Source organism: Agromyces sp. GXQ0307, from assembly GCF_044769845.1.
In the GTDB taxonomy this organism is placed as follows: Bacteria; Actinomycetota; Actinomycetes; order Actinomycetales; family Microbacteriaceae; genus Agromyces.
Genome location: NZ_JBIZVY010000001.1, coordinates 553,786 through 566,361 on the forward strand (window position 1 = coordinate 553,786; position 12,576 = coordinate 566,361).

Consider the following 12,576-nt stretch of genomic DNA (forward strand, 5'->3'; position numbering starts at 1 on the left):
CTTATGCTGTTCGGACCCGACGCGGCGTCGGCCCCCGACGACGTCGCCCACGTACCAGGAACCACCCGTGAACCCCATCGCCCTCATCGGAGCGGGCCCATCCGGTCTCGCCGGTGCCCGCGCGCTCAGTCGCGCCGGCATCCCCTTCATCGTCTTCGAGGCCGGCCCCGACGTCGGCGGCCTCTGGAACATCGACAACCCGCGCTCGACCATGTACGAGTCGGCGCACCTCATCTCGTCGCGCACGACGACCGAGTTCGCCGAGTTCCCGATGGACTCGACGGCCGACTACCCCGGCCATCGCGAGCTGCACCGCTACTTCCGCGAGTACGCCGACGCGTACGGCCTGCGCGAGCACATCCGGTTCGAGACGAGGGTCACCTCGGTCGAGCCGGTCGACGGCGACGCGACGGGGTCGAGCGGATGGCGCGTGACCGCCGCCTCCCCGGACGGCACGACGACCACGACCGAGCACCCGGCCGTGATCCTCGCCAACGGCACGCTCGCCGAGCCCAACATCCCGACCTTCCGCGGCGACTTCGCCGGCGAGCTCATGCACACGAGCGCCTACAAGAGCCCGAAGGTGTTCAAGGGCAGGCGCGTGCTCATCATCGGCGCCGGCAACTCCGGCTGCGACATCGCCGTCGACGCGGTGCACCACGCGGCATCCGTCGACCTCTCGGTGCGCCGCGGCTACTACTTCGTGCCCCGCTACCTCTTCGGCCGCCCGTCGGACACCCTCAACCAGGGCCGGCCGCTGCCCGCCCGCATCAAGCAGTTCGTCGACACGCGCGTGCTGCGCGCGTTCACGGGCGACCCGGTCCGGTTCGGCTTCCCGAAGCCCGACTACCGGATCTACGAGTCGCACCCGATCGTGAACACGCTGATCCTGAACCACCTCGGCCAGGGCGACCTGCGGGTCGTCGGCGACGTCGACCGGTTCGACGGGTCGACCGTGCACTTCGCCGACGGCAGCGCCGCGGACTACGACCTCGTGATGCTCGCGACCGGCTACCGTCTGGACTACCCGTTCGTCGACCGCGCCCATCTCAACTGGACGACCGCGGCCCCCGAGCTCTACCTCAACGTCTTCCCGCCGAGCTTCAACGGCCTGTTCGTGCTCGGCATGATCGAGGCGTCCGGCATCGGCTGGCAGGGCCGGTACGAGCAGGCCGAGCTGATCGCCGCGTACCTGGCGGCCGTGCGCGACGAGCCGGATGCCGCGTCCCGCTTCCGCGCCGACGCCGCGAAGCCGTGGCCCGACCTCACGGGCGGGTACCGCTACCTCGGGCTCGACCGCATGTCGTACTACGTGAACAAGGACGCGTATCGGCGGACGGTCAAGCGGATGCTGCGGACGCTCCCGTCGCCCGCGGCATCCGGTGCGCCCGCGGCATCCGGTGCGCCCGCGGCATCCGGTGCGCCCGCGGCATCCGCGCCCACGAGCGGCACCCCGACGGCGAGGACCCGCGCATGAACATCGACGACGTCGTCCTGAACTTCGCGCCCGGCTCGATGATCGCGCTGAACGTCGTGCTCGGCTTCATCATGTTCGGCATCGCGCTCGACACCTCGCCGGCCGACTTCCGTGCCGTCGCGCGGGCCCCGAAGGCGATGCTCATCGCGCTCCTCGCGCAGATCATCCTGCTGCCCGCCGTCACCTTCGGGTTGACGCTGCTGCTCGACGTGCAGGCGTCGGTCGCGCTCGGGATGCTGCTCGTGGCCGCATGCCCGCCCGGGAACATCTCGCAGGTGCTGACCTACCGCGCGCGCGGCAACGTCGCACTGTCGGTGTCGATGACCGCGGTCGCGAACGTGATCTACATCTTCGTGCTGCCGCTCAGCGTCGCGTTCTGGGGCAGCATCCACCCGAAGGCATCGGAACTCGTGCGGGCCGTGAGCCTCGACGGCTGGCAGATGCTGCTCGACATCTTCCTCATCATCGGGTTGCCCTTCATCGCGGGCTTCCTCATCCGTGCGATCTGGCCGCGCTTCGCGGCGCGCGTGCAGCCGTACGCGCGCTGGATCAGCCTGCTCGCGCTCGTCGGGTTCATCGTCGCCGCCCTCGTCGGCAACTGGGCGATCTTCATGGCCTACATCGGCGTGGTGCTGCTCGCCGTCTTCCTGCACGACGCGATCGCGCTCGGCCTCGGCTACGCGAGCGCCCGCATCGGGGGCCTCGGCGTGCGCGACCGCAAGGCGATCACGTTCGAGGTCGGCATCCGCAACGCCGGCCTCGGCCTCGGCCTCGTCTTCTCGTTCTTCGGCGGGATCGGCGGCATGGCGATCGTCGCCGGCTGGTGGGGCATCTGGGACATCATCGCCGGGCTCGCGCTCGCGACGGTGTGGGCGCGGCGCACGAGGCGAGCGGATGCCGCGGCCGACGCCGAGGCGGACGCCGATGCCGCCTCCGGTCCGGCGACCCCGTCCGGGGCGGCGTCGTGAAGCGGCGCATCCTCGTCACCGGCGGCAGCGGGTTCCTCGGCTCGAATGCGGTCCGCGCCCTGGCGTGGGACCCGGAGGTCGAGCTCGTCGTCTCGGGCGACGTGCGCCCACCGGCGGCCCCGGTGCCCGCCGGCGTCGTCGTCGAGTCGTGCGATGTGACCGATGCCGCAGCCGTCGCCGCCGTCGTCGAGCGTCACGCGATCGACACGATCGTGCACCTCGCCGCGATCGTGAACCCCGGCGGACTCAGCGAAGACGTCGAGTACCGGGTCGACGTCGAGGGCACCCGCAACGTGCTCGACGCGGCCGTCGCGCACGGCGTGCGCCGCATCGTCGTGTCGTCGTCGGGCGCCGCCTACGGCTACCACGCGGACAACCCCGAGTGGTTGTCCGAGGACGACCCGATCCGCGGCAACCAGGAGTTCAGCTACTCCCGGCACAAGCGGCTCGTCGAGGAGATGCTGGCCGACTACCGCGCGAGCCACCCCGAGCTCGGCCAGGTCGTGCTCCGGATCGGCACCATCCTCGGGCCGAGCGTCGCGAACCAGATCACGGCGCTCTGGGAGGCGAAGCGCATCCTGCGGATCGCCGGATCGGAGAGCCCGTTCGTGTTCGTCTGGGTCGACGACGTGGTCGGCGCGATCGTGCGCGGGGCGACCGGCGAGGTCACGGGCGCCTTCAACGTCGCCGGCGACGGACGCGTGACCGTGACGGAGATCGCCGATGCGCTCGGCAAGCCGACCGTCACGGTCTCGGCGCGGCTGCTCACCGCGGTGCTGCGCGTCGGGCACGCATTGCGCCTCACCGTGCACGGCCCCGAGCGGGTCGGGTTCCTGCGCTACCGCCCGGTGCTCGACAACACGCGTCTCAAGCGCGTGCTCGGCTACTCGCCCGAGCGGACGAGCCGCGAGGCGTTCGAGGAGTACCTCGCGGTTCGACGCGCCCGTTCCCTCGGGTAGACTGTCCGAGGCTCCTCACGTGGCGCCATCCAGGCCAACTCCCCCAGGGCGGAAACGCAGCAAGGGTAACCGGGCTCTGGCGGGTGCGTGAGGGGTCCCAGGAGGATTCGCCTAGTGGCCTATGGCGCACGCTTGGAAAGCGTGTTGGGTGAAAGCCCTCGGGGGTTCGAATCCCCCATCCTCCGCCATGTGAAACGGCGCCGTGCCCGAAGGGTGCGGCGCCGTTTCCGTTCTTCGGTTTCCGCCCCCGAACGGGCGTCGCCGCGCACGCAGGAACGCGGGATGATTCGCCCAGCCCGGACTCTGCTGCGCTGCGATGCCACGGGCATCGCATGCCACACAGGAAGGGGAATCCCGTGTCCGCATCCACCTCGCTCCACCGTCGCGGCCTGATCGCCGCCACCGCCGCCGCCGCGTTCGCGGCGTCGCTGCTCGCCGCACCGCCGGCCACCGCCCGTCCGCTCGAGAACGTGCGGTTCGTCGAGGAGGACTCGTTCACCGACGAGAACTTCTGCGATGCCGGTATCACCGTCGAGATCGAATTCCTGAACGAGGTCCACGTGCTGTTCAACTCGCGCAAGCCGGGTTCCGCGCCGTACTGGATGGCGAACGTCGAGTTCCACGGCACCTACAGTGGGCCGGGCGGGACCGTCACCGAGACCGGCAAGACGGTCGACAAGGATCTCGCGATCACCGATAACGGCGATGGCACGATGACCATCCTCGTGCTCGCGACCGGCAGCGCGAACGCCTACGACGAGTCGGGGAAGGCGATCGCGCGCAATCCCGGACAGGTCAGGTACGAGGTCCTGATCGACTACGGAGACGACATCAGCGACCCGTCCGATGACGAGTTCGTCGAGTTCCTCGGCGAGGTCAAGGGGTCAACGGGTCGGTCGGACGACTTCTGCGAGGCGGTGCTGCCCGCCGTCTCCTGAGGCGCGAGCCCGGGCACGACTCGGCGGCCGGGCGCAAGTCCCCCTTAATGCCGATAGCGACATCCGTGCCGACGACACAGGATGGTTCCGATGTCAGTGGCAGCGATGAGAACGGGATACGGGGACGCAGGGGAATCCCGCATCGGCCAGGCAGGGGGCGGGGGTCTCAGGGTACTCACCCTGAGACCCCGTCGCTCCTTGACCCGGGCCGTGGGGCTCCCGGTGGTCGCCCTCCTGGTGCCCGTGATCCTCACGGTCGCCTGGCTCGTCTCTCCGCTCGGCAGTGCCGCGGTGGGCCTCACGGCGGTGGTCGTGGTCGTGCTCGCCGCCCTCGGCGTCGCCGCGTACATCAGCTACCAGCGCACCGAGGTCGTCGTCAGCCCGCACGGCATCGTCGAGCGCGGGTTCCTGGGGCGCCTCCACAGCGTCGCCCGTCGCGACATGGCCGACGTGCTCCGCATCGACACGTATCGGGGCGACACGCTCGAGACCGTCCACCAGCTGTTCGTCGTCGACGCCGACGGCCGCTGCCTCTTCCGCATGCGCGGCACGTTCTGGGACGATCAGTCGCTCGATGCGATCGCCGAGGTCCTCGCGCTCGAGGAGACCGTCCGCAGCGAGCCGGTGACGCTGACCGAGTTGCGGGCCTCGGATCCGCACCTGCTGTACTGGTTCGAGGGGCGCGGGCTCCGCGGCTGATCCGTCGGCGGCGGTACGACCCCGACTCAGCGCGTCGTGATGCCGAACCGCGGCGCGTCGGGGCGACTCGAGGGCAGTTCGTGGAAGCCCAGCCGTTCGTAGAACGCGCGCGCACCGACGTTCGCCGCGTCGATCCCGAGGTGCAGCGCCGGGACGTCGCGTTCGGCCAGTGCCGCTCGGAGGGTGTCGATCAGCCGCCGGCCGAGCCCGCGACCCTGCAGCTCGGGCAGCAGATCGATGTGCAGGTGGGCGGGGTACTCGTCGAGTTCGGGGATCCGCATGCGCTCCGCGTTGCCGCCGTCCGCGAGGAGGTGCGGCTCCGAGTACGCCGGTCGATGCGCCGTCGGCGCGCCGGCACGGGGGTGGCGCGCCCGGAATCCCGGCGCCCAGTCGCGTGCGTACCAGTCGATGAAGGCCGCGGTGTCGGCGACGCCGAGCACGTACCCGGCGACGCGCCCGCCCAGATCGACGACGAAGGCGAGGTCGGGGGCGTAGTCGACGTACGGCAGGGCGTAGACCTCGGGCATCAGGGTGTCGTCGGAGTAGACACCGGTGGCATCGCGCCCCGCGGCGGCGGTGCGCAGGCACACCTCGGCGACGGCGGACCGGTCCGCGTCGCGATACGGGCGGATGACCGGCTCCTCCTCGGTCCGGCTCGACGCGCTCACCGCCGTTTCGCCATGCCGAAGAGGCCCGTCAGGACCTGCGTGATCACCTTCTGCGTGGTCTTGGAACCGAGGACCTCCTCGAGCGCCGACCGTTGCGGCGTGCGCGAACGCGAGCGGGACGTACTCGAAGTCTTCTTCAGGAGGCGGTCGTACTCGGCCTGCGCCTTCTTCTCCGCCTTCGCCTCGTCGGCGTCGATCTTCGCTCGCATCTTCTCGTACTCGGCGTCGGCCTTCGCCTGCGCCTCGGCGGCTTCGGCCGCGTCGGCGGCGGCCGCGGCATCCGCCATGCGCTTGGTCAGCAGTTCGTGCGCGGATTCGCGGTCGATCGCGGTGCCGTACTTCGCCGAGAGGGGGGATGCCGCGACGGCGGCGTCGATCGCGGCATCCGGGCTCGGCGACATCGACGCCTGCGGCGCACGCAGGCGCGTCCAGGCCACGGGGCTCGGGGCCCCCTTCTCGTTCATGACCGTGACGATCGCCTCGCCCGTGCCGAGCACGGTGAGCGTCTCCTCGAGGTCGTACCCCGAGTTCGGGTACGTCGAGACCGTCGCGCGCAGGGCCTTCGCGTCGTCGGGCGTGAAGGCGCGCAGCTGGTGCTGCACGCGCGAGCCGAGCTGGGCGAGCACGTCGCCCGGCACGTCCTTCGGGGTCTGCGTGACGAAGAACACGCCGACGCCCTTCGAGCGGATGAGCCGCACGGTCTGCACGACCTGGGCGAGGAACTCCTTCGACGCATCGCGGAAGAGCAGGTGCGCCTCGTCGAAGAAGAACACGAGCTTCGGCCGGTCGAGGTCGCCGACCTCGGGCAGGCCGCCGTAGAGGTCGGCGAGCAGCCACATCAGGAACGTCGAGTACAGCGCCGGCTTGTCGGCGACGCCCGGCACCTCGAGCAGGCTGATCACGCCGCGGCCGTCGGCTGCCGTGCGCAGGAACTCGGCCGTGTCGATCTCGGGCTCGCCGAAGAACACGTCGGCGCCCTGGTCGGCGAAGGCGATGAGCTCGCGCAGGATGACGCCGACCGTCGCCTTCGACAGGCCGCCGAGCCCCTCGAGCTCGCCCTTGCCCTCGTCGCTCACGAGGTAGGCGAGAACCGCGCGCAGGTCGTCGAGATCGAGCAGGGCGAGCCCGTTCCGGTTGGCGTAGTGGAAGACGAGGCCGAGGCTGGACTCCTGCGTCTCGTTGAGGCCGAGCACCTTGCTGAGCAGCAGCGGGCCGAAGCCCGAGATCGTCGCGCGGATCGGCACGCCCCGCCCCACTCCCCCGAGCGAGAAGAACTCGGTCGGGAAGCTCGCCGCCTCCCACGCCTGGCCGATGCCGTCGGTGCGCTTCAGCAGCTTCTCGCTGCTCGTACCGGGTGTCGCGACGCCCGACAGGTCGCCCTTGATGTCGGCCGCGAACACGGCGACGCCCGCGGCGGCGAGCTGCTCGGCGAGCACCTGGAGCGTACGGGTCTTGCCCGTGCCGGTCGCGCCGGCGACGAGGCCGTGCCGGTTGGTCATCGCGAGCGGGATGCGCACGGGGACGTCGGGCAGCGCCTCGCCGTTGACGAGCGCGCCCATCTCGAGTGCTGCGCCCTCGAAGGCGTAGCCGGCGCGGATGCGGTCGACCTCGTCGGCGTCGAGTGGCCCGTGGGGCGCCTCGACCGAGGGGGACGAAGCGGATGCCGCGGAGTCGGCCGGTGCGGCGGAACCCCGTTCGGCCCCCTCCGCCGGTTCGGGAGCGGACGCGGCATCCGTCGCCGCCTCGGCCGCCGCCTTCGCGAGGGCGGCCGCCTCCTCCGCCCTGCGGATCGCCTCAGCGGCCTGCTCCTGCAGCGCGGCCGCCGCTGCCGCCGCGGCCTCCGCCGCCTCCTGTGCCCGCTTCACCGCGTCGTCCGACATGGGGCCGATCCTAACGGCGACCCTCGCCCCGCGCCGCGATACTGGGCGGATGAGCGATCTCGGACCTGTGGACCCCGGGAGGGCCGACGAGGCCGCCTGGATGCGGCGGTGGCGACTCCGCCCGGACGGGGACCCGTCGACCACGACGACGAGCCGGCTGATCCCCGTTCGCACGGAGGACGGCACGGCCGCGATGCTGAAGATCGCGCACGAACCCGAGGAGGCGAGGGGCGCGGCCCTCCTCACCGCGCTCGACGGGCGCGGAGCGGTCCGAGTCCTCCGCCGCGACCATCAGGCCCTGCTCATGGAGCGTGCGATGGGGCGGCGCGACCTCGTCTCGATGGTCCGGTCGGGCGAGGACGACGCCGCGACGCGCATCGTCTGCGACGTCGCCGGGCGACTGCACGGTGAGACCGATCGCGTGCTGGCCGGGTCCGATCCGCCGGCGCTCGTGACGCTGGCGGACTGGTTCCGGCAGCTGTTCGCGCATGCGGACGAACTCGGTCCGCTCCACCGTGCGGGCGCCGATCTCGCGCGACGGCGATTCGACGACGGTCGCGAGCCCGTGGTGCTGCACGGCGACCTGCACCACGGGAACGTGCTCGACTTCGGCGAGCGCGGCTGGCTCGCGATCGACCCGAAGGGCCTCGTCGGCGACGCCGAGTTCGACGTGTGCAACCTGCTCTGCAACCCGTCGCACGAGCGCGCGCTCGCGCCGGGACGCCTTGCACGGCAGTTCGGTGTCGCCGTCGACGCGACGGGCTTCGAGCCCCGGCGCCTGCGCGACTGGCTCGTCGCATGGAGCGCGCTGTCGTCGACGTGGTTCGAGCTCGACGGGCGGCCCGAGCGCGCGGCGACGGCCGAGCGCATCGGCGAGGCGGCAGCGGGGCTCGCGGTCTGAGTTCCGCGGAACGCGGCTACTGCACGATCGGCAGCCCCGTGGCATCCGCCGCCTGCTGCATCGAGCCCGCGTCGGTCACGTCGAGGCCGGCCTCCTCCATGAGCCGGGTCGCCTGGGCCGAGCGGTTTCCCGACTTGCAGTAGACGACGTACTCGCCGTCGGCGTCGAGGGCGGGGATCTCTGCGGCGAGCTGCCCCGAGGTGAGGTCGAGGTTGACGGCGCCGTCGAGGTGGCCGGCGGCGTATTCGGCCGGCGTACGCACGTCGACGACGACGGTGTCGGTGCCGAGCTCGATGGGCTCGGTCGTCGCGCAGCCGCTGAGGGCGAGTGCGGTCGCACCGGCGGCGGCGATCAGGGCGGTGCGGATGCCGCGTGCGCGGCGGACTGAGCGGGTGGATCGGGTGGCCGGGGCGTCCGAGGGACGGTGGATCGTGGTCTGCATACGTCGAATGATACCCCAGGGGTATCTTCTGATAGAATCGGGGCATGGCTTCCGTGAACATCACCCACGACACGATCGAGTCGACCATCAAGGACAGCGACATCGTGCTCCTCGACTTCTGGGCCGAGTGGTGCGGACCCTGCCGCATGTTCGGCCCGATCTTCGAGCGCGCGTCCGAGCAGCACACCGACGTCGTCTTCGGCAAGGTCGACACCGAGGCGGAGCAGGCCCTCGCCGCCGGCTTCCGCATCACCTCCATCCCGACGCTCGTCGTGTTCCGCGAGGGCATCATCGTCTTCGCCCAGCCCGGCGCACTGAACGCCGCCCAGCTCGAGCAGGTCATCGAGGGCACCAAGGCCCTCGACATGGACGACGTGCGCCGCCAGCTCGCCGAGCAGCAGGCCGCCGCCGCCGCGCAGGCGTGAACCGCCTCGCCCGCTCGCTCGCCTCGCGCGCCTGCGCGGTGAGCCGCGGAGAACGGGTCCTGCGGGGCGTCATCGCGGTGTTCCTCGCCGCGTTCGCCGCGTCGAACCTCGAGAACCTGTGGTGCGCGATCCCCGCGGGCATCTGCGCCACATTCCTCGCGATCGGCGCGATCACCGGATGGTGCCCGACCGACCTGCTCACGCGTTCCGCCGCCACGACCGAGCCGAACGTGCTCGGCTACCCCGAGGCGCGGCGCGAACTGCTGGGCTGAACGGCCCGGCCGCCGCTGCGGCCGGGCGTACGCTGGGCGCATGACGACGGACGAGCCGCTCATCGGCCCGGTCGAGGCGCCCGACCTGCACGTGATGTCGTTCAACGTCCGGCGACGGATGCCGCGCAACCGCCCGGGCAGCCCCGACCGCTGGGCGACGCGCAAGCCGCTCGTGCGGCGACTCCTCGCCGCCGAGCGGCCGACGGTGCTCGGCGTCCAGGAGGCCCTCGACGAGCAGGTCGAGGTCGTCGGCCACGCGCTCGGCCGGAGCCATCGCTGGGTCGGCACCGGGCGCGATCCCGGCGGCCATGGTGAAGCGTGCCCCGTCTACTACGACGACGACCGTCTCGAGCTCACCGACTGGCGGCAGCTCGCCCTCTCCGCGACGCCCGACGAGCACGGCTCGCGGTCGTGGGGCAACCTGACACGTCGGCTCGTCGTCGCCGCCGAGTTCACCGACCGCGAGACGGGCGCCCGACTCCGGGTTCTCAACACCCACCTCGATCACCTCTCGCGCCGTTCCCGGCTGCAGTCGGCGCTCATGATCGCCGGACTCGCGCACGCCGCGCACCTCGACGAGCCCGACGCCGCGATCGTCGTCACCGGCGATTTCAACGCCGACGAACGATCGGCCGTGCACCGCAGGCTCACCGGTGACGGCGTCCTCCGCGACGCCTGGGACGCCACCGCGGAGCGGCTGACGCCCGAGTGGGGCACGTTCTCGAACTACGGGCCGCGCAGGCGCGGAGGACGCCGTATCGACCTGATCCTCGTCGGCGGTGCCGCCGAGGTCACGCACGCCGGCATCAACGCGACGAGGTTCGAGGGGCGCGCGGCATCCGACCACGAGCCCGTGCAGGCGGTGCTCCGGCACCGCTCGAGCGACGACACGGCGACCGTCCGTCCGAAGGAGGCAGGGTGATGCGGAGCATCTGGAGCGGACTCGCGCGGCGCGCGGAGGGCCCCGGCGAGATCGCCGGCGACGTGCTGCGGCTCATCGCACTGATCTGCATCCCGATCGCCGGCATCGGGTGGGGTCCGCTCGGGGTCGTCAGCCTCGCGTTCGTCTCGGCCGCGATGGTGCTGCCGCGGGTGCTGCACGTCCGCCCCGCGCTCGACCTCTCATTCGGCCTCATCGCGCTCGTCTCCGTGTGGAGCAGCGTGACCGACCTCTACGTGACCGTCCGCTGGTGGGACATCCCGATGCACTTCCTCATGAACGGGCTCGCCGCCGTGATCGCGGTGCTCCTGTTCGTGCGCCTCCACCTCATCGCCGACCCGCAGCGGCTGCCCCGGCCCGTGCTCGCCGCCGTCCTCGTCACGACGGCGTTCGGGCTCGGACTCGCGGTGGTCTGGGAGGTCTTCGAGTGGTTCGGCAAGAACTTCATCGACGACGACATCTACGTCGACTACCGCGACACGATCGGCGACCTCGTCTGGGGCGGCCTCGGCTCGGCGCTCGGCGGGCTCGCGCTGCCGGTGCTGGCGCCGAGATCCCAGCCGCTCGCAGCCCCGGCCGAGACGGCGTGAGGCGTCCGCGGCGTCCGCGCCGTCACGTGCCGATCGTCACCACCGCGCGGGACGCCCAGGCGCGCACGAGTTCCTGACGCACCGTGACCCCCGTGCCCGCGGCATCCGGAACCCTGATCTGCCCGCGGTGCTCACCGGTGCCGAGCACGAACGGCTCGGTGACATCCTCGGCGAAGTAGCGGCCCGACGCCGACGTGTCGCCCGGCAGCACGAACCCCGGCAGCGCGGCGATCGCGACGTTCGCCGCCCGGCCGACGCCGGTCTCGAGCATGCCACCGCACCACACCGGCACCTCGCGTGCCCGGCAAGCGTCGTGCACGCGCAGCGCCTCGAGGAATCCGCCCATCCGCCCGGGCTTGATGTTGACGATGCTCGTCGCGCCGCGCTCGATCGCGTCGACCGCGGTGGAGACGCCGAGGATCGACTCGTCGAGGCACACGGGCGTCTCGGCGGCCTGCGCCAGCGCCACGTGCGTCGCGAGGTCCTCCTCGGCGAAGGGCTGCTCGATCAGGAGGAGGTCGAACGGATCGAGGCTCGCCAGCAGCGGGATGTCGTCGGCGGTGTAGGCGGTGTTCGCGTCGACCTGCAGCATCGCGTCGCGACCGATGAGCTCGCGCACGGCGGCGACCGGCACGAGGTCCCAGCCGGGCTTGATCTTCAGCTTGATGCGGCGGTAGCCCTCCTCGAGGTAGCCGGTGACCTCGTCCAGGAGCTCCTCGAGGGTCGGCGCGATCCCGACCGAGACGCCGCAGTCGACCCAGTCGCGCACCGCGCCGAAGCTCTCCGCCATCGAGCGCGCCTGCGCGCGCAGTTCGGCGTCGAGCACGGCCGCCTCCAGTGCGCCCTTCGCCATGCGGTGGCCCGCGACGAACGACAGGGTCGAGGCGACGGATGCCGCGAGCGGCACGCTCGCGATCGACGCGGCCGCGCCGCCGGGCGTGCCGGCTCCGGCCTCCGCCGCCGCGCCGACATGCTGCTCGCGGTCGTCGACCCAGACGCCGGTCGGATGCGCGGGGTCCTCGATGAGCACGCCGCTGACGTGGCCGTCGTCGACGACGCGCGATGCGGGGGCGGTGAGCAGTGCGGGCGCGAGGTAGTGCTCGATGACGGATGCCGCACCGTCGACGTACTCCCCCGAATAGAACGGGTCGCGGCCCGCCACGCACTCGCCCCACCCGTCGCCGCGGTCGGTGCGGACGTGCACGAGCAGCACCTCCCGCGCCGTCTCGCGGCCGAACGACGTCTCGAACGGACGGACGAGCGGGACCTCGAGGCGGTGCAGCTCGATCGCCTCGATGCGAGGGGCACCGGATTCGGCATCGGTTGCGAGGTCGTCGGTCATGGATCCTCCCTCGGGTCCGGGGCGCACCGGAGACGTCTCGAGCGGCGCCCACGACGACGCTAGCGCGCCGAGGCG

At 71.7% G+C, this 12,576-nt stretch carries 14 protein-coding genes, 1 tRNA gene and 1 other RNA gene; 12 read left to right on the plus strand and 4 right to left on the minus strand.

Features of this window, described 5'->3' with window-relative positions:
• Window positions 1-67 precede the first annotated feature (67 nt).
• From ACIQH8_RS02545 to ACIQH8_RS02575, 7 genes are all read left to right on the plus strand, one after another.
• Window positions 68-1,477, plus strand: coding sequence for a flavin-containing monooxygenase (locus ACIQH8_RS02545; RefSeq protein ID WP_400994383.1), 1,410 nt, complete (start codon window positions 68-70; stop codon window positions 1,475-1,477).
• On the plus strand, window positions 1,474-2,445 hold the full coding sequence (locus ACIQH8_RS02550; RefSeq protein ID WP_400994385.1) for a bile acid:sodium symporter family protein: 972 nt from the start codon (window positions 1,474-1,476) through the stop codon (window positions 2,443-2,445). Before ACIQH8_RS02545 ends, ACIQH8_RS02550 begins: the two co-directional genes overlap by 4 nt.
• On the plus strand, window positions 2,442-3,404 hold the full coding sequence (locus ACIQH8_RS02555) for an NAD-dependent epimerase/dehydratase family protein (protein WP_400994388.1): 963 nt from the start codon (window positions 2,442-2,444) through the stop codon (window positions 3,402-3,404). The genes ACIQH8_RS02550 and ACIQH8_RS02555 overlap by 4 nt, the downstream gene beginning before the upstream one ends.
• Window positions 3,405-3,410: 6 nt before the next feature.
• Window positions 3,411-3,507, plus strand: an RNA gene (gene ffs, locus ACIQH8_RS02560) — signal recognition particle sRNA small type.
• A tRNA-Ser gene (locus tag ACIQH8_RS02565) sits at window positions 3,505-3,592 on the plus strand. The genes ffs and ACIQH8_RS02565 overlap by 3 nt, the downstream gene beginning before the upstream one ends.
• Window positions 3,593-3,760: 168 nt before the next feature.
• Window positions 3,761-4,342, plus strand: coding sequence for a hypothetical protein (locus tag ACIQH8_RS02570; RefSeq protein ID WP_400994390.1), 582 nt, complete (start codon window positions 3,761-3,763; stop codon window positions 4,340-4,342).
• A 198-nt stretch (window positions 4,343-4,540) separates the two neighbouring features.
• Window positions 4,541-5,041: a hypothetical protein gene (locus ACIQH8_RS02575; RefSeq protein WP_400994392.1), complete on the plus strand. Its 501-nt coding sequence runs from the start codon at window positions 4,541-4,543 to the stop codon at window positions 5,039-5,041.
• A gap of 26 nt (window positions 5,042-5,067) precedes the next feature.
• Here the strand turns inward: ACIQH8_RS02575 and ACIQH8_RS02580 are convergent, their stop codons facing one another.
• Entirely contained in the window at window positions 5,068-5,709 is a 642-nt protein-coding gene (locus tag ACIQH8_RS02580; RefSeq protein WP_400994395.1) for a GNAT family N-acetyltransferase, read from the minus strand.
• Window positions 5,706-7,589: a helicase HerA-like domain-containing protein gene (locus ACIQH8_RS02585; RefSeq protein WP_400994397.1), complete on the minus strand. Its 1,884-nt coding sequence runs from the start codon at window positions 7,587-7,589 to the stop codon at window positions 5,706-5,708. The genes ACIQH8_RS02580 and ACIQH8_RS02585 overlap by 4 nt, the downstream gene beginning before the upstream one ends.
• Window positions 7,590-7,638: 49 nt before the next feature.
• Between ACIQH8_RS02585 and ACIQH8_RS02590 the strand changes: the two genes are divergently transcribed.
• Entirely contained in the window at window positions 7,639-8,490 is an 852-nt protein-coding gene (locus tag ACIQH8_RS02590; RefSeq protein ID WP_400994399.1) for an aminoglycoside phosphotransferase family protein, read from the plus strand.
• Window positions 8,491-8,506: 16 nt separating this feature from the next.
• Here ACIQH8_RS02590 and ACIQH8_RS02595 read toward each other — a convergent pair whose 3' ends face one another.
• Entirely contained in the window at window positions 8,507-8,932 is a 426-nt protein-coding gene (locus ACIQH8_RS02595; RefSeq protein WP_400994402.1) for a rhodanese-like domain-containing protein, read from the minus strand.
• Window positions 8,933-8,976: 44 nt separating this feature from the next.
• Between ACIQH8_RS02595 and trxA the strand changes: the two genes are divergently transcribed.
• From trxA to ACIQH8_RS02615, 4 genes are read left to right on the plus strand one after another with little or no spacing between them, the layout of a single operon-like run.
• Window positions 8,977-9,357, plus strand: a complete 381-nt coding sequence (gene trxA, locus ACIQH8_RS02600) for a thioredoxin (protein WP_400994404.1) — start codon at window positions 8,977-8,979, stop codon at window positions 9,355-9,357.
• Window positions 9,354-9,629, plus strand: a complete 276-nt coding sequence (locus tag ACIQH8_RS02605; protein WP_400994407.1) for a DUF2892 domain-containing protein — start codon at window positions 9,354-9,356, stop codon at window positions 9,627-9,629. The genes trxA and ACIQH8_RS02605 overlap by 4 nt, the downstream gene beginning before the upstream one ends.
• Before the next feature lie 40 nt (window positions 9,630-9,669).
• A complete protein-coding gene (locus ACIQH8_RS02610; RefSeq protein ID WP_400994409.1) occupies window positions 9,670-10,551 on the plus strand; it encodes an endonuclease/exonuclease/phosphatase family protein in 882 nt (293 codons plus the stop codon).
• Window positions 10,551-11,159: a hypothetical protein gene (locus ACIQH8_RS02615; RefSeq protein WP_400994411.1), complete on the plus strand. Its 609-nt coding sequence runs from the start codon at window positions 10,551-10,553 to the stop codon at window positions 11,157-11,159. The genes ACIQH8_RS02610 and ACIQH8_RS02615 overlap by 1 nt, the downstream gene beginning before the upstream one ends.
• Before the next feature lie 22 nt (window positions 11,160-11,181).
• Here ACIQH8_RS02615 and menC read toward each other — a convergent pair whose 3' ends face one another.
• Window positions 11,182-12,501, minus strand: coding sequence for an o-succinylbenzoate synthase (menC, locus tag ACIQH8_RS02620; RefSeq protein WP_400994413.1), 1,320 nt, complete (start codon window positions 12,499-12,501; stop codon window positions 11,182-11,184).
• Between the last annotated feature and the right edge of the window lie 75 nt (window positions 12,502-12,576).